This is a genomic window from Mesorhizobium sp. M0618 (genome assembly GCF_040320765.1).
Classification (GTDB): domain Bacteria; phylum Pseudomonadota; class Alphaproteobacteria; order Rhizobiales; family Rhizobiaceae; genus Mesorhizobium.
The window spans coordinates 187050-206576 of record NZ_JAMYQH010000003.1; the positions used below are offsets into that span (position 1 = coordinate 187050).

Annotated in this window: 19 protein-coding genes, 1 tRNA gene and 1 pseudogene; 12 read left to right on the forward strand and 9 right to left on the reverse strand. The window is 61.9% G+C overall.

The annotated features are described in order from the left end of the window. Positions 1 to 122: 122 nt before the first annotated feature. A complete protein-coding gene (gene tig, locus NKJ04_RS04955) occupies positions 123 to 1589 on the reverse strand; it encodes a trigger factor (protein WP_352673742.1) in 1467 nt (488 codons plus the stop codon). A gap of 373 nt (positions 1590 to 1962) precedes the next feature. On the opposite strand from tig, the gene NKJ04_RS04960 reads away from it, so the two are divergent. After that, positions 1963 to 2047, forward strand: a tRNA-Leu gene (locus NKJ04_RS04960). 44 nt (positions 2048 to 2091) lie between these two features. Here the strand turns inward: NKJ04_RS04960 and NKJ04_RS04965 are convergent. Next, positions 2092 to 2670 (reverse strand): NUDIX domain-containing protein, encoded by a 579-nt coding sequence (locus NKJ04_RS04965; protein ID WP_352673744.1) that lies wholly within the window; start codon positions 2668 to 2670, stop codon positions 2092 to 2094. Positions 2671 to 2895: 225 nt separating this feature from the next. On the opposite strand from NKJ04_RS04965, the gene NKJ04_RS04970 reads away from it, so the two are divergent. The 3 genes from NKJ04_RS04970 (at position 2896) to NKJ04_RS04980 (ending at position 4805) form a co-directional block, all read left to right on the forward strand. Beyond that, on the forward strand, positions 2896 to 3999 hold the full coding sequence (locus tag NKJ04_RS04970) for an NADH:flavin oxidoreductase/NADH oxidase (RefSeq protein ID WP_352673746.1): 1104 nt from the start codon (positions 2896 to 2898) through the stop codon (positions 3997 to 3999). Positions 4000 to 4256: 257 nt separating this feature from the next. Continuing rightward, positions 4257 to 4535: a DUF982 domain-containing protein gene (locus NKJ04_RS04975; RefSeq protein ID WP_013532012.1), complete on the forward strand. Its 279-nt coding sequence runs from the start codon at positions 4257 to 4259 to the stop codon at positions 4533 to 4535. A gap of 30 nt (positions 4536 to 4565) precedes the next feature. Beyond that, positions 4566 to 4805 (forward strand): DUF2188 domain-containing protein, encoded by a 240-nt coding sequence (locus tag NKJ04_RS04980; RefSeq protein ID WP_013532013.1) that lies wholly within the window; start codon positions 4566 to 4568, stop codon positions 4803 to 4805. Between the two features lie 159 nt (positions 4806 to 4964). On the opposite strand, the gene NKJ04_RS04985 is transcribed toward NKJ04_RS04980, so the two are convergent. Then, the gene (locus tag NKJ04_RS04985; protein ID WP_128303342.1) at positions 4965 to 5246 is read right to left on the reverse strand and encodes a hypothetical protein; all 282 of its coding nucleotides are present in this window, start codon (positions 5244 to 5246) and stop codon (positions 4965 to 4967) included. Between the two features lie 321 nt (positions 5247 to 5567). On the opposite strand from NKJ04_RS04985, the gene NKJ04_RS04990 reads away from it, so the two are divergent. From NKJ04_RS04990 to NKJ04_RS05025, 8 genes and pseudogenes are all read left to right on the forward strand, one after another. After that, positions 5568 to 6311 (forward strand): competence/damage-inducible protein A, encoded by a 744-nt coding sequence (locus NKJ04_RS04990; protein ID WP_352673747.1) that lies wholly within the window; start codon positions 5568 to 5570, stop codon positions 6309 to 6311. Between the two features lie 81 nt (positions 6312 to 6392). Beyond that, positions 6393 to 7226 (forward strand): universal stress protein, encoded by an 834-nt coding sequence (locus NKJ04_RS04995; RefSeq protein WP_352610638.1) that lies wholly within the window; start codon positions 6393 to 6395, stop codon positions 7224 to 7226. 132 nt (positions 7227 to 7358) lie between these two features. Further along, positions 7359 to 7859, forward strand: a complete 501-nt coding sequence (gene gpt, locus NKJ04_RS05000; RefSeq protein WP_352610636.1) for a xanthine phosphoribosyltransferase — start codon at positions 7359 to 7361, stop codon at positions 7857 to 7859. A gap of 212 nt (positions 7860 to 8071) precedes the next feature. Continuing rightward, positions 8072 to 8560: an NUDIX hydrolase gene (locus NKJ04_RS05005; RefSeq protein WP_023810435.1), complete on the forward strand. Its 489-nt coding sequence runs from the start codon at positions 8072 to 8074 to the stop codon at positions 8558 to 8560. Positions 8561 to 8692: 132 nt separating this feature from the next. Next, positions 8693 to 9004, forward strand: coding sequence for a PilZ domain-containing protein (locus NKJ04_RS05010; protein WP_023810434.1), 312 nt, complete (start codon positions 8693 to 8695; stop codon positions 9002 to 9004). Between the two features lie 569 nt (positions 9005 to 9573). Beyond that, positions 9574 to 13350, forward strand: coding sequence for a vitamin B12-dependent ribonucleotide reductase (locus NKJ04_RS05015; RefSeq protein WP_352673748.1), 3777 nt, complete (start codon positions 9574 to 9576; stop codon positions 13348 to 13350). A 19-nt stretch (positions 13351 to 13369) separates the two neighbouring features. Continuing rightward, positions 13370 to 13531 (forward strand): annotated as a pseudogene (locus NKJ04_RS05020) (type II toxin-antitoxin system HicA family toxin); the annotation flags it as partial. Between the two features lie 4 nt (positions 13532 to 13535). After that, the gene (locus NKJ04_RS05025) at positions 13536 to 13742 is read left to right on the forward strand and encodes a type II toxin-antitoxin system HicB family antitoxin (RefSeq protein ID WP_127293307.1); all 207 of its coding nucleotides are present in this window, start codon (positions 13536 to 13538) and stop codon (positions 13740 to 13742) included. 77 nt (positions 13743 to 13819) lie between these two features. On the opposite strand, the gene NKJ04_RS05030 is transcribed toward NKJ04_RS05025, so the two are convergent. The 6 genes from NKJ04_RS05030 to NKJ04_RS05055 all read right to left on the reverse strand — a co-directional run bounded on the left by NKJ04_RS05030 (position 13820) and on the right by NKJ04_RS05055 (position 19418). Beyond that, a complete protein-coding gene (locus tag NKJ04_RS05030) occupies positions 13820 to 14089 on the reverse strand; it encodes a hypothetical protein (protein ID WP_352673750.1) in 270 nt (89 codons plus the stop codon). Continuing rightward, the gene (gene fghA, locus NKJ04_RS05035) at positions 14073 to 14903 is read right to left on the reverse strand and encodes an S-formylglutathione hydrolase (protein WP_352673752.1); all 831 of its coding nucleotides are present in this window, start codon (positions 14901 to 14903) and stop codon (positions 14073 to 14075) included. Before fghA ends, NKJ04_RS05030 begins: the two co-directional genes overlap by 17 nt. Before the next feature lie 99 nt (positions 14904 to 15002). After that, complete coding sequence (locus tag NKJ04_RS05040; RefSeq protein WP_352673754.1) at positions 15003 to 15812, reverse strand: formylmethanofuran dehydrogenase subunit C; 810 nt, start codon at positions 15810 to 15812, stop codon at positions 15003 to 15005. Next, complete coding sequence (gene fhcD / locus NKJ04_RS05045) at positions 15809 to 16717, reverse strand: formylmethanofuran--tetrahydromethanopterin N-formyltransferase (protein ID WP_352673756.1); 909 nt, start codon at positions 16715 to 16717, stop codon at positions 15809 to 15811. The genes NKJ04_RS05040 and fhcD overlap by 4 nt, the downstream gene beginning before the upstream one ends. After that, positions 16705 to 18336, reverse strand: coding sequence for a formylmethanofuran dehydrogenase subunit A (locus NKJ04_RS05050; RefSeq protein WP_352673758.1), 1632 nt, complete (start codon positions 18334 to 18336; stop codon positions 16705 to 16707). Before NKJ04_RS05050 ends, fhcD begins: the two co-directional genes overlap by 13 nt. Next, a complete protein-coding gene (locus NKJ04_RS05055; RefSeq protein ID WP_352673759.1) occupies positions 18330 to 19418 on the reverse strand; it encodes a tungsten formylmethanofuran dehydrogenase in 1089 nt (362 codons plus the stop codon). The genes NKJ04_RS05050 and NKJ04_RS05055 overlap by 7 nt, the downstream gene beginning before the upstream one ends. Between the last annotated feature and the right edge of the window lie 109 nt (positions 19419 to 19527).

A 19527-nucleotide genomic window follows, 5' to 3' on the forward strand; every position in this document is an offset into this window, starting at 1 on the left:
CAGATAATGATCAAAGCTTGGTCGCCACAGGCCGTCGCGTGCGAAGCATGGCGGCTGTTGCAGTTTGGCAACGAAAAAGGCCGCCTCGACGGCGGCCTTCCTGTTTCAGCGGAGCGCTGGTGTTATTCGGCGGCCTTCTTCTTCGGCGCAGCCTTCTTCTTGGGCTCTTCCGCGTCGTCGGCCTTCTTGGCGTCGGCCTTCTTGGCGGCGGCTTTCTTCGCCGGCTTCGCCTTGACGGCGGTCTCGTCCTCTTCGTCGTCGGCCATCAGCTCTTCCTTGCTGACCTTGACGTCGGTGACCGAAATCTGACCGAGCAGATGGTCGACCACCTTTTCCTCGAACATCGGTGCCCGCAGCGTGTTCAGCGCTTCCGGGTTGTTGCGGTAGAACTCGAAGACTTCCTGCTGCTGGTTGCCCGGATAGCGGCGCACCTGCTCGAACAGGCCGCGCTGCAGCTCTTCGTCCGATACGGTGACGCCGGCCTTCTCGCCAATTTCAGCCAGTACCAGGCCAAGGCGTACGCGGCGCTCGGCAAGCCGCAGATACTCGGCACGCGCCTCTTCTTCCGTCGTCTCTTCGTCGGCGAAGGTGCGTCCGGCTGCTTCCAAGTCACGATTGACCTGCGCCCAGATGTTGTTGAACTCGGCGTCGACGAGCTTCGATGGCGCCTCGAACGAATAGGCCGCGTCGAGCTGGTCGAGCAGCTGGCGCTTGACCTTCTGGCGCGTCATAGCGCCGAACTGGTTCTCGATCTGGCCGCGTACGACGTCGCGCAGGCGCTCCAGCGACTCCAGGCCGAGGTTCTTGGCGGTCTCGTCGTTGATTTCCAGCGCGCCGGGCTGGGACACTTCCTTGACGGTGACGTCGAAGGTCGCTTCCTTGCCGGCCAGATGCGCGGCCTGGTAGTTTTCCGGGAAAGTCACGGTGACCTGCTTTTCGTCACCGGCCTTGGCGCCGACCAGCTGATCCTCGAAGCCGGGGATGAATTCCTTCGAACCCAACACCAGCGGCTGATCGGTGCCGGCGCCGCCATTGAAGGCCTCGCCGTCGATCTTGCCGACATAGTCGATGGTGACGCGGTCGCCATTGGCGGCCTTGCCGGTCTGCGGCTCATAGCTGCGCGCCGATTCGGCAACGCGCTGAACCTGCTCGTCGATCTCGGTATCCGGAACGTCGAACACCTGGCGTGTCACCTTGATGTCGGAAAAGTCCTTGATCTCGATCGCCGGGATGATCTCGTAGTTGAGGCGGAATTCGAAGTCGGCGCCGCCGGCCAGGATCTTCTCGGCTTCCTTCTCATCCTCGGTCATGATGACTTCGGGCTGCATGGCAGCCTTTTCACCACGCCCGGTAATGATCGAACGGGTCGAATCGTTGAGGATTTCGTTGACCACTTCGGCCATGAACGACTTGCCGTAAACCTTGCGCAGGTGCTGCACCGGCACCTTGCCGGGACGGAAGCCGTTGATGCGGACCTTGTTGCGGGCATCCGAAAGCCGCGCCATCAGCTTGGCTTCCATGTCACCGGCCGGCACGGTGATCTTGATCTCTCGCTTGAGACCGGAGTTGAGCGTTTCGGTGACCTGCATCGTAAAACCTTTGTTTTCACCAATGAGACTGCCACGGCCTCTGCCGTTCACAGCCTGCCGGTATATTCTTGCCGGAAATGGCTTTTGGTACGGAACCTGGCGATTTGACCGAAAACCCGGCTCAAACTCTCCCAAACTGCGTCCCAAAATGTGAATAAGTTCTTGTTTTTCCTACTTCTTATCACATTCTGCAGAAGCGGATCGTCGCGTCCCGTCACATTTGACACGCCTTTTGTCACAGGCGAGGCCAATTTTCAACAGTCTTCGCATCCCGGCGAATAACCAGCATTTGAACCTGACCACATCTTGTCCCTGACCTACATCTTGTCTCCGACATTGACAGAATGATGGCCACATGGGATTGCCGGTCCATGCGGATGTGGCGGAACTGGTAGACGCCCTGGATTTAGGTTCCAGTGCCGAAAGGCGTGGGGGTTCGAGTCCCTTCATCCGCACCACCCTTCGCTCTGCGAGCTTCGGGTGGCGGCCACCGAAGCTCGGTTCAGGCAGCGATCGGATTGAGCTTCAGATGCTGGATCAGAATAATGGTCTTGGCGTCGAGGATACGGCCATCGGCGATGCCGGCCAGGGCCTCGTCGAGCGGCATTTCCAGGACCTCGATGTCCTCGCCCTCTTCTTGCGCGCCGCCGCCGGCCGAGATGCGGTCGGCGGGTGAATAACGGGCGATGAAAAACCAGAGACGTTCGGTGACGCTGCCGGGGCTCATATAGGGCGAAAACAGCCGCTCGATATCCTTCAAGCGGTAACCAAGCTCTTCCTCGGCTTCCTTGCGGATGGCGGTCTCTGGATCGTTTTCGTCCAACAGGCCGGCACAGGCCTCGATCAGCGGCTCGCGGTGGCCGGTGACGTAGGCGGGATAGCGGAACTGGCGCACCAGAAGCACGGTCGAACGCAAGGGGTCGTAAGGCAGGATCACCGCGCCATCGCCGCGATCATAGGTCTGGCGGATTTGCGTCTCCCACTGACCGTCGCGCCGACGGTAGTCGAGAACGGTCTTCTTAAGGACGGCCCAGTCGTCGGAGAGGATTTCCTCCGAACGGACGCGAATACGATCTTCCATCGTGGTCTCCATGCAAAAGCGCGTCGCGCTTTATGCTCCTGTTTTATGCATGTCGTTCTCCCATACCGGGGCCACTTTTGGGCGCCATGCATTGCCGAGGCCTATCCGCGAACCGGCATTTCGGCAATCCCGTCAGTGATTGGTCCAGAACCCCTTTCACCGCCTCGTGTCTGGCGCAGGCGCCATCGGTCGCCTAAATAGCTGCGAACCCTCCCGGAGTTTCTCATGACAGCGTCGCTTTTCCAGTCGATCACCCTCGACGGCCTCACCTTCCCCAACCGCATCGCCGTCGCGCCGATGTGCCAGTATTCCGCCGACGACGGCTCGGCCAGTGACTGGCATCTCCATCACTGGATGAATCTCGCAATGTCCGGTGCCGGCATGGTCACAGTCGAGATGACCGATGTCGAGCGGCGCGGGCGTATTACCCATGGCTGCCTCGGCCTTTATTCCGAAGACAATGAAGCCGCCGCCCGCCGCGCACTGAACGCCGCACGACGCGTCGCCGCACCCGGCACGAAATTCGGCTCCCAACTCGCCCATGCCGGCCGCAAGGCTTCGAACCGCAAGCCGTGGGAAGGCGGCGGGCCACTGCAGCCAAACGAGGATCCCTGGCAGACCGTTTCCGCCTCGGCCATCCCCTACGACACCGGCTGGAACGTGCCGCACGCACTGGAGGACGAGGAGATCCTGCAGCTCATCGAACGCTTCGCCGAAGCCGCAAGGCGGGCCGAACGCGCCGGCTTCGATTTCATCGAACTGCACGCCGCGCATGGCTATTTGATCTTCCAGTTCCTGTCGCCCTTGTCCAACCAGCGCACGGACCGCTGGGGCGGCTCGCTGGAAAACCGCATGCGTCTTGCCGTCGAAATCGCCAAGGCGGTGCGCAAGGCTACGCCAAAGCTGATGCTCGGCGCGCGGCTATCGGTGATGGATTGGGTCGATGGCGGCTTCGACGTGGCGGACGCGATCGAAGTGGCCAAAGCGCTCAAGGACGAGGGCGTTGCCTATCTCTGCTGCTCGAGCGGCGGCAATTCGCCGTTGCAGAAATTGCCCACCGGCCCCGGCTATCAGGTGCATCTGGCGGAGGCGGTGCGCAAGGGTGCTGATATTCCGACCCGTGCCGTCGGCCTGATCGACGACCCCAAGCAGGCCGAAGCGATCCTCACCGAGGGCCGCGCCGACATGGTGGCGCTGGCGCGGGCCTTCCTGGCTGATCCGCGCTGGGGATGGCGTGCGGCGGCGACATTCAGCGAGACAATCCACCCGGCGCCACAACTTGCCCGTTCGGTGACCACGATGCAGCACTGGATGAAGGTGGTGGGCTGAACGGTCCGCGCTCCCGAAACGCGCGCCCCTCCTGTCTCCAGACAGTTTGACGGTGCTTCGCAGCTATTCCGTCCGCAAGCTGTTGGGTGGGACGAGGCTGCGGCGGGCGTGGCCGGGCGTGGGAGGAAACTGTTCAGGGCATGCTTGCCGGTTGCGGCGCTGACCGCAGGTGTAGAACCTTCAAACAGCCTCTGAGACGTTTGGGCGCAGGCTGACGGCCATGGTTGCAACCAATTTGGCTGCTTTGCGTTGCGGCCATGATGGACAACAAACCTTTTGAAGTGCCGGTCGTCGTCGAACTTGGCCACGTCGGCAAATATCGCCACATCCGCAGCGCCCAGGAGGCCGCGGAGTGCCTGATGACGGTGTGGCCGCTCAATCGCGGCCCGCGCCATCGTGATGCCCTCGACACTTGCCTCAAAGTGCTGGAAGGTTATCGTTCGACAGCAGATGCGCGCCGGGCGCTGATTGAAGCCGCCAAGGAATCGGAAGTGCTGGTGCCCGACGACAGACTGCCCGACGACCGGCTGCATTGAGCAGACGGACCTTTCAACCGGAGGTTTTCCATGGCGAAGCTGACTTACAAGATCGTCGAGCATGACGGCGGCTGGGCCTACAAGGTCGGAGCGACCTTTTCCGAGACGTTTCCCACGCATCAGGACGCATTGCGCGCAGCCGAAATCGCCTCGGCCGAGCAGCAGGTCGCCGGAGCGACCGACGGCATCCAGTATGAGGACGCCGAAGGCAAATGGCACGAAGAATTGGCCGACGGCCGCGACCGGCCGCAGACAGAAGTCTCAGATTAATTCGGTATAGCGCTTGATGTTGAGCGGTCCGACAGGGCGCCGACCGCAGCGCCGTCCGGAGAAAGGACGCGCCAGCGGCCAGCGGCTGTCCTTGCGGACTAGCCCTCGAACATGGCTTTCCAGAAAGTCGGTATCCGCTTTTCGGAAATCGCGTTCTGGCTATTTGCCGCAATACTGATCGTTGACGTTTTGCCCTGCGTTTGCGTCCGGGCCTGGCGTGTTGTGGGCACATGGGCCTATTGCGCCGGTATTGCCTTGGGTGTTCAACCCGGAGCCGTCACGGATGCTCCCCGTGGTATAGGGGTCGACAGTTGTCTGGTCGCTGTTGCCGAACAGCCACCAGTCACGATTGTTGGAATACCTGTCGTCCAGTGACTGCGCCATCGCCGATGTTGCGAGACCGATCGTCAGAACAGATGCTGCGAGAATTTTTGTAACCATTGAATCACTCCGTATCTTAGCCGCCTTGGTGCGACACTCATAAAACCCGGTAGTCAGCCGAATGGTTCCTTGAAATTGTCGTGAAGCTCAGTTGAGGCCCTGACCAGCAAAGCCCGGCCGGCGATGCGCTCGATGAATGCGGCGGTTCGCTCCGGAATCACGAATTGCGGCATGTGCCCTATTCCCTCGACCAGTTCGAACCTAGATCCTTGACCTCATCGGCTCGCCTTGGCGGCGCGAAGATGACATTGCGGCCACCGTCGCGCCGCGCTATCTCAGACCACTCGCCTTCCCAGGCCACTCGCCTTGCCGGAGCCTTCCATGCCTGAAATCGTGACCGCCGCCATGCTCGTCATCGGCGATGAGATTCTGTCCGGCCGCACCAAGGACAAGAACATCGGCCATCTCGCCGACATCATGACGGCGATCGGCATCGACCTGAAGGAAGTGCGCATCGTCCCTGACGAGGAAGACGAGATCATCGCAGCGGTGAATGCCGTGCGCAGTCGTTACACCTATGTGTTCACCACCGGCGGCATCGGTCCGACGCATGACGACATTACGGCCGATTCCATGTCCAAGGCTTTTGGCGTGCCTTGCGAGTACGATGCCCGGGCCTATGCGATGCTGGAAGCAAGCTATGCCGCGCGCGGCATCGAATACACGCAGGCCCGCAAGCGCATGGCACGGATGCCGCGCGGCGCCGATCTCATCGACAATCCGGTGTCGGTCGCGCCTGGCTTCCGCATCGGCAACGTCCACGTCATGGCCGGTGTGCCATCGATTTTCCAGGCCATGCTCGACAATGTCGTGCCGACGCTGAAGGCCGGCACGAAGATGCTGTCGGCGACCGTGCCCTGCCCGTTCGGCGAAGGCCTCATCGGCGGGCCGCTGGGCGATATCCAGAAAGCGAATCCCGATACGATCATCGGCTCCTACCCGAAATATGGCGACGGCAAGTTCTGGACCGAACTGGTCGTGCGTGCCCGCAGCCAGGAGGCGCTGGACGCCGCCCGCGCCGATGTCGAGGCGATGGTCGCCGGCTTCGCCAGCAATCCCGGCTGATCTGGTCCAGGCCGGAACAAAGCGCGACGCTGCAACGTTTCCCCGGCACGAGTTCGCCAGCTCGTAAACCGAGGGATTGTCATGCGATTCAAAACCATCGTCGCCATTCTGCAGAACGAGCAGGACGCCGAGCGCGTGCTCGACTGCGCCATTCCGCTCGCCACCCGGTTTCAGAGCCATCTGGTCGGCATCCACGCCGAAACGCTTCCCGTGCCCTACACCTCCGCCACAGGCTTTCCCGACACCGAATTCCTGCAGGTTTCGGCAGACATGAACCGGGAACGGGCCGAGAAGTTGAGGACGCTGTTTCTCAGGCATATCGAGGATTCCGGTCTTTCCTTCGAGTGGCGAAGCCTGGAAAGCTTTTCGGGTGACAGCGCGCTGACCGGGATTTCGAGCGTGCGGGCCGCCGACCTGATCATAGCGGCGCAGCGCGAAACGGGCGGAGATTCCAGCGCGGACGTAGACACGCTGGTCTATGATGCCGGCCGGCCGGTGCTGGTGGTGCCGCACGAGGGTCCGCTGATCACCACCTTCAAACGCGTCTTGCTCGCCTGGAACGGCAGCAAGGAAGCGGCGCGCGCCGCCTTTGACGCGCTGCCCTTCATCATCGCAGCCGAGAAGACCGACATATTGGTTATCGACCCTCCTGAAACGCTCGACGACAGCCCGGAGGCCGCCGGCGCCGAAATCGCGTCGGCGCTGTCGCGCCACGGCGCCACCGTCAGCGTCTCGGTGCAGCAGTCGGGCGGCAGTTCGGTCGATGACATCATCCAGACCAGGATCGCGGAAACCGGCGCCGATCTGCTGGTGCTTGGTGCCTACAGCCACTCATGGCTGCGTCAGCTTCTGTTCGGCGGCGTGACGCGCAGCGTGCTGCGCACCGCGCCGGTGGCAGCCTTCCTGTCGCGGTAGGTCCACACCGATCGCTGGTCCTTGCCTTTGCCAAGGCCCTTGCTCTTGCCAAGATGGGGGCTTTCCAGCTAATTCCGCGCGCATTCCCCTGTTTTCCTGCGCGCGATCCCCGCGTGCTGTGGAGTGCGCGACATGTCCCTTCCCGAAAAAGCCTTTCCGGTCTCCTGGGACCAGTTCCATCGCGACGCCCGGGCGCTCGCCTGGCGGCTTTCCGGCGCCAACAAGGGACAATGGAAAGCGATCGTCTGCATCACGCGAGGCGGGCTGGTGCCCGCGGCGATCATCTCGCGTGAACTCGGCATCCGCGTCATCGAGACGGTCTGCGTCGCCTCCTATCACGACTATACCAGCCAGGGGCAGTTGCAGGTCCTCAAGGAGATCACCCCTGCCCTGCTCGACGAAGACGGCGCCGGCGTGCTGATCATCGACGACCTGACCGACACCGGCAAGACGGCGGGCATCGTGCGCGCGATGATGCCCAAGGCGCATTTCGCCACCGTCTATGCCAAGCCGAAAGGCAGGCCGCTGGTCGATACTTTCGTCACTGAAGTCAGCCAGGACACCTGGATCTATTTCCCGTGGGACATGGGCTTCACCTACCAGAAGCCGATCGCCGACGACCACGCCGGCTGATTCGGAACTACCTGCCTGTTACAGACCGGCAGCTTGCACTGGGCATGATTTGCTTTCGCAAACAGGTCCGGCAGGGCCGGATATTTTGTGAAATCGACGTCTATCGGCGGAAATCGGCCAGGCGAATGAAATTTTTTACTTTTATTGCCGACAATTAGCCGTAAGATTCGTGAGACGGCAAACGATTCCGGAGGCTGGGGCTAGCTTCTTCGATGTTGACGAGGCCAACGACACACAATCATCTGGCCGAAAGGGTCCGACGGCTCTTCGGCACGGCGCCGTGCCGCCTGCAGGTTGCCGCCCTGCCTTGGCGCGACACGGGAGACGGCGTCGAAATCATGCTGATCACCAGCCGCGATACCGGCCGTTGGGTTTTGCCCAAGGGCTGGCCGGAGGCCAGGGAGCCGCTCTGCGAGGCCGCGGCGCGCGAAGCCGGCGAGGAGGCCGGGCTGCGCGGCCGTGTCTCTCATCTTGAAGCCGGCCGTTACTTCTACGCCAAGGTACTGGCTTCCGGCGAAGAAGTGCCGTGCGAGGTCCTGGTGTTTCCGCTGCATGTCGACAAAGTCGCGGACCGCTGGAAGGAAAAACACTCACGCACCCGCAAATGGGTCCGCGCAAGCGAAGCGGTGCGCATGGTCAACGAACCCGACCTTTGCCAGATCATCGCCTATTTCTGCGCCGACCCGCACAGCTTCTCCTGACGGGCGGCCACACCGCGCTCTTTGCAAAACGGGACTGGCTTGCAAGGGCTGGACATGCGTTGGCGCGTATCGACATGAATGCTTTGCTAAGGAATCAAGGATAGGATTCGGCAGCTCTGGTATTTTTGATCGATGGCGAATCCCGCAAATCCAATTCCAAACGAGTCCGACGAGCCCCAGCGCGAGCGTCGTCCGCGCGTGCTCAAGGGCGGGTCGATCATCACCGGAATTTCGAATTCGGAAGTGGGCTGCACGCTGCGCAATCAGCACGACGGCGGCGCCGAACTGAAGATACCGCTCGAAGCCCGGGTCCCAGATCGCTTCCTTCTCTATGTGCCGCTCGACGGCATTGCCTATCGTTGCGAGGTCCGCTGGCGACGCAACGACCGTATCGGGGTGCAGTTCACCGGCACCGAGCCAAAACCCCGGCTGCATTACGGCTGACGCCCAGGCAAGCTTGCGCGCGGAAAATCGTGATCCGCGCCTGCATTCTATCCCCGTTATCCACATATGTGACACACAAGATGTTGGGGTCACAAAAGCTACGCAAACGAATCCTTGACGGCGCAAAACGAGTCGCCTTTTATAGGCCATGTGCTCCTGTTGAGAGTGCGACCGGAAAGTTCTGAGCCCGGTCTTTTTTCCCGGACTATGTGCGTTTTTGCTCGCATTTCCGCCTGTTTACGAGGCCGGCGGAAGCGTTGGGATTGTGGGGCGGTTGGGGACGATAGGGACAATTGTCGGGCTTGAATAAATTGTCTGTTAATACTATATTTAGTGTTTGCAGGTAGGTTCGAGGGAATCGGAAAAAATCAGTTTTGAGGGACCCGCGGGTTCGTCGGCGCGTTGGACAGATACTTCGCAAGGAGTTTGACCAGCAGGGCCGGCGGAGACCGCGAAAATGGAGAGCCGGTCGTTTCGAACGCCCGGCAGACGGCGGACATGCGCGTTTCGCATCGGGGGCGGAAATCCCTTGGGAAAAGCGCTATATATAGACAAAAGGGACCGGACCAATGCGCATCGAGCGTCGTTTCACCAAGCCAGGACAATCTGCCTATGCGGAGATCGAATTCCGCAAGGCGCTTTCGGAGATCAAGAATCCGGATGGTTCGGTGGTGTTCCGCTTGGACAATATCGACGTGCCGGCGCAGTTCTCCCAGGTTGCAGCCGATATCCTGGCGCAGAAATATTTCCGCAAGGCCGGTGTCCCCGCACGCCTTAAGAAGATCGAGGAGAACGACGTCCCCTCCTTCCTGTGGCGCTCCGTCGCCGATGAGGCGGAACTGGCGAAGCTGCCGGAAGCCGAGCGCTACGGTTCCGAGATCGACGCCCGCCAGGTCTTCGACCGGCTTGCCGGCACCTGGACTTACTGGGGCTGGAAAGGCGGCTACTTCAAGGGGTCGGAGGAAGACGCGCGCGCCTTCCGCGACGAGCTTGCCTACATGCTGGCCACCCAGCGCGTCGCGCCGAACTCGCCGCAATGGTTCAACACCGGCCTGCACTGGGCCTATGGCATTGACGGCCCGAGCCAGGGCCACTTCTATGTCGACCCGTTCACCGGCAAGCTGACCAAGTCGAAATCCTCCTACGAGCATCCGCAGCCGCATGCCTGCTTCATCCAGGGCGTACAGGACGACCTCGTCAACGAGGGCGGCATCATGGATCTGTGGGTGCGTGAAGCGCGCCTGTTCAAATACGGCTCCGGCACCGGCTCCAACTTCTCGCTGCTGCGCGGTGAAGGCGAAAAGCTGTCGGGCGGCGGCCGCTCGTCGGGCCTGATGAGCTTCCTCAAGATCGGCGACCGTGCGGCGGGTGCCATCAAGTCGGGCGGCACCACGCGCCGCGCCGCCAAAATGGTCATCGTCGACGCCGACCACCCCGATATCGAGGAATTCATCGACTGGAAGGTGAATGAAGAGCAGAAGGTCGCCTCGCTGGTGACCGGCTCGAAGATCGTCAAGAAGCATCTCGAAGCGATCATGAAGGCCTGCGTCAACTGCGAAGGCAATGGCGACGACTGCTTCGACCCGTCGATCAACTCCGCGCTGAAGCGCGAGATCAAGGCGGCCAAGAAGTCGGCCGTGCCGGAGAACTACATCTACCGCGTCATCCAGTTCGCCAAGCAGGGCTATAGCTCGATGTCGTTCAAGACCTACGACACCGACTGGGATTCGGATGCCTACCTCACGGTTTCGGGCCAGAACTCCAACAATTCGGTGTCGCTGAAGGACAATTTCCTGCGCGCCGTCGAGGACGATGCCGACTGGCACCTGACCGCCCGCAAGGACGGCAAGGTGATGAAAACGCTGAAGGCCAGGGATCTCTGGGAAAAGATCGGTTACGCCGCCTGGGCGTCGGCCGATCCGGGCCTGCATTTCAACACCACGATGAACGACTGGCACACCTGCGCTTCCGCTGGTGCGATCCGGGCGTCCAACCCGTGCTCGGAGTACATGTTCCTCGACGACACGGCCTGCAACCTCGCCTCGATCAATCTGCTGCCCTACCGCAACGCCGACGGCACCATCGACATCGCTGCCTATGAGCACACGGTGCGGCTGTGGACCATCGTTCTCGAAATCTCGGTCATGATGGCGCAGTTCCCGTCGAAGGAGATCGCCAAGCAGTCCTACGAATACCGCACGCTCGGCCTCGGCTATGCCAATATCGGCGGCCTGCTGATGACGTCGGGCATTCCCTACGACTCCGATGAAGGCCGCGCGATCTGCGCCGCACTCACCGCGATCATGACCGGCATGGCCTATGCCACCTCGGCCGAGATGGCCGGCGAGCTCGGCGCCTTCGCCGACTACGACCGCAATGCGCAGAACATGCTGCGCGTCATGCGCAACCATCGCCGTGCCGCCTATGGCGAGAAGCAGGGCTACGAGAAGCTCGCCGTCAATCCGGTGCCGCTGGTCGCTTCCGACCTGAAGCAGCAGGACCTTGCTACCCACGCTAAGGCCGCCTGGGACCGCGCCATCGAACTCGGCGAGGAGCATGGCTACCGCAACGCGCAGGCGACCGTGATTGCGCCGACCGGCACGATCGGTCTGGTCATGGATTGCGACACCACCGGCATCGAGCCCGACTTCGCGCTGGTGAAGTTCAAGAAACTGGCCGGCGGCGGCTATTTCAAAATCATCAACCGCGCCGTGCCGGAAGCGCTGCGCACGCTCGGCTACTCCGAAGCCCAGATCGCGGAGATGGAGGCCTATGCGGTTGGCCACGGCAACCTCAACCAGGCGCCCGCCATCAACCCCGGCGCGCTCAAGGCCAAGGGCTTCACCGACGACAAGATCGCCGCGCTCAACGCAGCCTTGAAATCGGCCTTCGACATCAAGTTCGTCTTCAACCAGTGGACGCTCGGCGCCGACTGGGTGAAGGAGACGTTCGGGTTCACCGACGAGCAGCTCAACGACTTCTCGTTCGAGATCCTGCCGGCGCTCGGCTTCTCCCGCAAAGACATCGAGGCCGCCAACATCCATGTCTGTGGTGCGATGACGCTGGAAGGCGCACCGTTCCTCAAGGCCGAACACCTGGCGGTGTTCGATTGCGCCAGCCCGTGCGGCAAGATCGGCAAGCGCTCGCTTTCGATCAACAGCCACATCCAGATGATGGCGGCTGCACAGCCCTTCATTTCCGGCGCCATCTCCAAGACCATCAACATGCCCAACGATGCGACGGTGGAAGACGCCAAGGGCGCCTACATGCTGTCGTGGAAGCTGGCGCTGAAGGCCAACGCGCTCTACCGCGACGGCTCGAAGCTGTCGCAGCCGCTGAACTCCTCGCTGCTCGCCGATGGCGAGGATGACGAGGATGATGCCGTCGAGCAGCTGCTCGCCGCACCTGCGGCAGCACGTGCCGCACAGATCACCGAGCGGATCGTCGAGCGCATCATCGAGCGCGTGTCGCGCGAGCAGGAAAAGCTGCCCGGACGCCGCAAGGGTTACACGCAGAAGGCCAAGATCGGTGGCAACACCATTTTCCTGCGCACCGGCGAATATGACGATGGCCGTCTCGGCGAGATCTTCATCGACATGAACAAGGAAGGCGCGACCTTGCGCGGCCTTCTCAACAACTTCGCCATCGCCATTTCGCTGGGCCTGCAATATGGCGTGCCACTCGACGAATATGTGCATGCCTTCACCTTCACCAAGTTCGAGCCGGCCGGCATGGTGCAGGGCAATGACGCCATCAAGAGCGCGACGTCGATCCTCGACTACGTGTTCCGCGAGCTGGCGATCTCCTATCTCGGCCGCAACGACCTCGCCCATGTCGACCAGTCGGACTTTTCCAACACCGCACTTGGCCGTGGCATCAGCGAAGGCAAGACCGATGCGGTCTCCAAGGGCCTGACCCGTGGCGCCTCGCCGGTGAAGCTGGTGTCGCGCGTCAGCGGCAACGATCCGAAAGGCTTTGCAGCCCCCTCGGGCGCCCCTGCCCGCTCGGCACCGACCGCCTTCTCCGGCTCCAACGTGCTGGCGCTGAAGCCAGCCAGCGACGAAGCGGTCGCCTACAAGCGCGACTATGAGGAGCGGGCGAAGGAACTGGCCGAGGACATCGCCTTCGAGGAAGCGGCTGCATCCGACGCCACCGCGGGATTGTTCACCGACGCCGCGGCCGTCGAGGCGGCCGAAGCCAAGAAACTCGCCAACGACCGCCGCGCCAAGTCCCTGCTCCAGGGCTACACCGGCAATTCCTGCTCCGAGTGCCAGAATTTCACCATGGTGCGGAACGGGACTTGTGAGAAGTGCGATACGTGCGGCTCCACGAGCGGGTGCAGCTGAGGTCTAGTGCCACCTCGGCTTACAGTTCGACGGCTGGTATCTGGTTGCAACCAAGGGCAGCCATCGCCAATATAAGCATGAAGTCAAAGCCGGCCGCGTCACCGTGGCTGGCAAGCCGTCTGAAGAGGTTGCACAGGGAACACTGAACAGCATCCTCAAGCAGTCAGGTTTGAAGGAGTGATGACATGCGTTACGCGGTGGTGATTGAAAAAGCAGGAAGTAATTTCTCTGCCTATGTGCCGGACCTACCCGGCTGCATCGCGACAGGTGCCACTGTGCCTGAAGTGGAAACCGAGATTCGCGATGCAATACGCTTTCACATCGAAGGTTTGCGAGCCGATGGGCTGGATGTGCCCAAGGGTGTCAGCCTCGCGGAATACGTAGAGGCGTAGAAGGCAATTCACTCAATCGGATCAGGCTCTGATCCCGCCTGCTATCTCTACGGCAACACCTCCAGCGTCTGCTCGTCCTACCCTATCCGCACGAACAGCACCTTGCGCCCCTCACCCGTGGGCACCTCGAAATACTGGATGCCGTCAGGCATTTCGCCGCAGGGCGGCTCGGGGATCTCATTGAGGTCGGCTACTGCTTTCAGTTCTTTCGCGTGGGCGGCGTCAGGGCTGAACGTGTAGCGTTTGACGGCGGCAGGCGCGGCGTCCTCGGCGTAAAGGCTCGAATTCAAGAACTTGTTTGCATCTGCCCATGCCTTAGGCTTGCCCAGCTCAAAGTCTCTCGCCATGCCATCTCAGATGGTCGTCCATAAAGCTGGAGATGAAAAGATACGAGTGATCATATCCATCCTGCATCCGCAGCTTTAGCGGAATACCTGCTTTGTTGCAGGCCGCTTCAAGCAGCCAAGGCCTGAGCCCGTCGTCAAGAAATCCATCCGACGTTCCCTGATCCACCAAGAATTCGGGGAAACGGTATCCGTCATCGATGAGCGACGTCGCGTCGCAAGTTCGCCACGAGGCCTCATCATTGCCGAGATACTTCTCAAAAGCCGGTCTCGACCAGCCGGCGGTGCTTGGCTGGGCGATCGGGGCGAATGCCGAGCAGCTCTTGAAACGTTGCGGATTCTTCAAGGCAATCGTCAGCGCGCCATGCCCGCCCATCGAATGGCCGGAGATAGCCTGGCGGGCCATATCGGCTGGAAATTCAGCCGCGATGAGGGCCGGCAACTCCTCGGTGACATAGGAATACATGCGATAATTCTTCGCATAAGGCTCTTGCGTCGCATCGAGATAGAAGCCGGCGCCGGAGCCGAACTGCCAGTTGTCTTTTTCATCCGGAATGTCGGCCCCGCGCGGGCTGGTGTCGGGACAAACGACGATCAGGCCAAGCTCGGCGGCCATGCGCCTGTACTCGCCCTTGTCCATTACATTGGCGTGGGTGCACGTCAGGCCTGAGAGATACCACACAACGGGACAAGGCGCCTCCCGCGCCTGCGGAGGTATGAAAACGGCAAAAGTCATGTCGCAACGGCAACTCGTCGACAAATGGGAATAGACGCCCTGCACGCCGCCATGGGCTTTCGTTTGAGAGATGATTTTCATGTGTTCTCCACGTTGCGGGTCGGATGACGGTCGCCACCTACTGCCATCCAGCGGCAGCACTTGCGTCCTGCCATCCTATGGCTCTTGTGTCGACGGATCTCAGCGCGGAAAAAGAACCTCGCCCATTCCGAGCACTGCGTTATCCCCGCCATATTTGCGCCGTGCGCTCCCCAGAAGCGGCCGTTTCAAAATGCCCTCGGCGATCAGATGACGATCGATGATGGCGGCGAAAACGCTCTCGGGCGCGCCGCATTCGACGAAGCTCGGCGACATGCGTGCCGGCGCGCGATCGAGAAGGATCGAACCGCGACGCATCAAATAGCCGGGCATCTCGCCGGTGCCACCGGCCACCACCAGCGTGCCGGCGATCATGCGGCTGCCGGCAAGGTCGCCGGAGCCTTTCAGCACCGCGATCAGGCCGCGCCGCATGCGGTCCGCCGCGAAGGCGCCCGCCTTGCCCCTGACAATCAACACACCGCCGTTCATGCCGGCCAGTTCCCCCACGAGCGGCGCACCGAGGTGGTCGCCGGCATTGCCCGTTATCTCAAGCCTGCCGCCGCGCATGCCGGAGCCGGCGTATGGACCCGCATTGCCTTCGATCGTGAGCTTGCCACCGCGCATGGCGCGCCCGGCCTGGGCGCCGGCATTGCCAACGAGGCGAACCGACCCGGTCCGCATGCCTTGCGCCACAAGGTCAAGGCGCGCGCTTCCACCTTCGAACACGATGCTTGTCGGATCGCTGCCGGCGACGCGAAAAATGTCGCCCACCTTCGATCCGTGCTTCGACATGCCGATCTGGATTCTTTCGACGTCGCGCCTTTCGATCCCGGCCAGCCGCTCCGGCGTCAGCGGCGACAGGTCAAGGCGCTCCGGCGGCTCGGCAACCAGGGTGAAGGTCAGCGCCTTCATGGCAGCATATCCTTCAGCGAGTAGATGAATTTTCCGAGCTTGCCGCCGTAATTGCCGGCGCTGATCCGAACCGCGCCTCTTTTCGGTCCGAGCTCTATGACAGCCTTGATGCCGGCCTTCATCGCGGCGGCAACTGCATCATTGGTTTCACCATCGATGACGATTTCCAGGACGGCGTTGATGTCGGGACCGAGTTCACTCGCGACGACGCCGCGCAGCGTCGGCGCATAGGCTTCGTTGGCCGAGGCGATCATCCCTTTGTATTTGCCACCTATCTTGGAACCCGAACGGGCAATGCCGCCCGGAAACGGCACGATGGCGCCAGGCACCATGCCGATCGCAGCGACCGCGGCCTCGGCAGCGGCCAAAGCGTTGGCGCTGCTTTGCGCCATGACAAAGAAATTGCCGCCACCGACAGCTTCCTTCGTCAGTCCGGTCGTTGCTTCGCACAGGAACTCGCCATCCATGACGGGAATACGCCAAAAGTGCCTGTCGCCGATCTTCTTGGAGATTTGCCAGCCGTCGCCGAAATAACGCAGCGCCGAACCGAGCTTGAGCTCGGCGCTGCCCTGCAGCCCGGCAAAGCAGGCGGAACCCGGCGAGGTCAAAACGCACTGGCCGACACGATTGAGCAATTGTTTCTGCAATTCGTCCGTTCCCATCGCGAAAATCATGACGCGGCAGCCCGGCCGGCCATCCGGTGTGGCCGACGGCGGCAGGTCGAGATCGATTGCCGCTTCGCAGCCGCAACCGATCACCGAGGTGGCGAAGCCGGTCATCGTGATCGCCGCCTGGCGAGCCCATTTCCGGCTCGGCGCGGTGATGACGATGGCGGTTGCGCGCATGCCGAAGGCTTCGGCGAAGGTATCGTCGATCGTTACCCCATTGACGCTCATGTTCGGCATGGCACCTCGCCGAATGGCTGTTCGCGCGCAATCGCGGAATCCGGAAAATTGAACCAGTCCAGCGACAGGCCGTAGCGCTGCTGGTGATAGTCCTCGAGCCGTCGCACCATTGCCTTGTCGACAGGCGGCTTGAGCCTCAATGCCTTGCCCCAGCGGTAATGGATGATTTCCCCGTCTTGCACGACGAGATCGCCATCCTTGAAAACATACGCCGCCCGTCCGAGCATTTTCGCGATACTGCGGTCCCTGCGATAGATAGCGATGTCTGCTGTTGCGCCGGCGCCGAGATGGCCTCGGTCCGTCAAGCCGAGCAGCTTGGCTGGCGCCGCGCGCGTCATGATGGCGATTTCCTCGAACGTGTATTCGCGGTCGATTGCGGCCAGGGTAGAGAGCGCCAGAGCGGATCGTGAAAGTCCGGCGGTCATTTCGGCGCGCGCTTCCCGGCTCATCAGCAGTTCGAACAGCGCCGGATAAGCGGTAAAAGGTGCACCGTTGGGATGATCGGTGGTGAAGAACACACGCCAGGGATCGTCGATCAGGAGAAAAAGCTCGAGCCCGATCGCCCACTGCATCGTGCCGTAGAAGTCCTTGCCATAGCTGTAGGGCACGATGCCGCCGCCATTGCCGTCACCGTCATGAATGACGGTCTTTTTCGGGTGCGCGCTGCCACGCGCCGAAAACTGCCGCATGACGTCGGAGGAGACCGTGACCGTCTGGCCGAACATGACCTGGCCGATATCGATGGTGACTTCCGGCGTCGCGTTGACCAGTTCGGCAAGCCGTGCGGCGGCGGAAGAAAACCCGCGTTTTCCTTCCGTGCCATAGCCATAGAACTGGAGGTGGGCGAGATGCAGCGGCAGCCCATCCGCCGCTGCAATCGTCGCAGCCGCCGTATCCGCCGATCCGGGGCTGCCCAGATTGTTGCAATGGACATGCAGGGGATGCGGCAGGCCAAGACTGTCGACGGCGGCCTGCAGCGTCTTGACGATCTTGCGCGAACTGACGCCATAGGAAGGCACGACATCGTCCAGCGAGAAGGTGCGGACGTTCTCCTTGAAGGCGGCCGCCGCACCGGCGTTGATCACCTTGACCCCAAGCGCTCGCGTCGAAGCGACCGTCCAGGCGACATAGTCCTCGATCATCGTTCGGGGGGCGTCGTCGCGGATCATCGACAACAGGAAATCGTCATTGCCGAGAATGGCGAGGGTTGCTTTGTCGATGATCGGGATGTCAGCCAGTTCGAGATGCGTGTGAAGCGCCGCTCCCGGCGACATCGCCGGCTCGACCACCGTCGTAAAGCCCATCTTTGCGTAGAGGCAGCCGGTCTGGAACGTCGACCAGCCGGCATTGGAGAGCGGCGTCATTGCTGGCCGCGGCTGATGGGCGGCGTGCTGTTCGGGCAAGAGCAGCCGCGCGGTGTTCACATTGCCGCCGCCAATGTGGGAGTGGATGTCGATGGCGCCAGCCATCACGATGCAGCCGCTGGCTTCGATGATCCGGTCGGCCGCCCCTCCCGCCGGCGCCGGAACGATCTTGTCGTCCTTGATCCAGAGGTCGCCTTTGCCGAGACGGCCGTTGACGGGATCAATGATGTCGCCGCCGGCGATTTTCGTCAGCATGGCAGTGCCTCGGCGAAAGCATGGGTAGCGATCAGGCGGATGATCGTCGCGGCGGAGGGCAATTGCGAGGCCGCTTGCGCATCGATCGACCTGAGCGAGCCCGTGCGGCTGGAGTAGACAACCGCATCGTGATCGACCCCAGCCTCGCCGATGGCGATGGTGACCGCGGCGCCGGCAACCGGCTCTTGCGTTTTCGTCAACGCAATCAGCGCGATGCGGCGCTTTTTTTCCTTCGGTTGAGCCGTCGCGGCGGAGATCCGCAGGTGCAGGTCGGCTTCGCCGGCAGCGATCATGCGCGCCACATCGCAGCGCCAGGGATCGAATTCCGGGAAGCCGCGCGCAAAGCCGGTGCGCAGCGGAAAACCTGTCATCCAGGCCGAGGCGAGCGTGCTTCCCCAGCCGTTTTCGTTCGCCGGCAGATGAAGGCCGGATGCGCGCGATTTGCGATTGAGATCGGCGATCAGTCCTTGCAGCATCTCCAATGCCAAGCCTTCGGCGGCATGGCCCGAAAACAGGAACACGGGAAAATGCGCGGCCGCCAGAGCTTTGGCGAAATCATTGAAATTCGACACCGGTTGCGATGTACGCTGCCCTTTGTACTGTGCCCTCAGTGCCGCCAGCGTGGCGGCGAGGCTGGATTGGCCACAGGAAAGTTGCGTTGCCTTGCGGCCGCCGTTCAGCGGCGGCACGGACATCCCGTTTGGGCCTACCACGAAGAACTCGCGCTGGTTCCCGGTCGAGAGGTCGGGAACCGTCCCAGCGAGTTCGCCAACAAGACCATGATGGATCCGCGGGAGCTCGCCCACGATCACCACGACATCGGCACGCCGGCGCGTCTCACCGGGGGCGACGGTCATTGCCCCCTTGTCCGTAAAAAGCGCGGTCTCTCGGGCAAGTGCCGCGCCATCGGCATGGTCGTATGCCGCGCCAGCCCGCTCGGCCAGCGCGATCGCCGCCCTGGTGCCGTCTATATCCGTATCAAAGCTGAAAACCGGGCACCGACTTGACCACAATAGCGACGCGGCATGCGCAGCCGCGCGCTCAATCAGCGCTTCCCGGTTGCCGATCCAAGCAACCGCCATTCGCTAAACTACTTTCTGGTGCCGGCCCGATCCTAGACGAAACTGGATTGGCCGTGAACCCCACCTTGCAGCAGATCAGCGAATGTTTTCATACGCGTCAACAAATTCC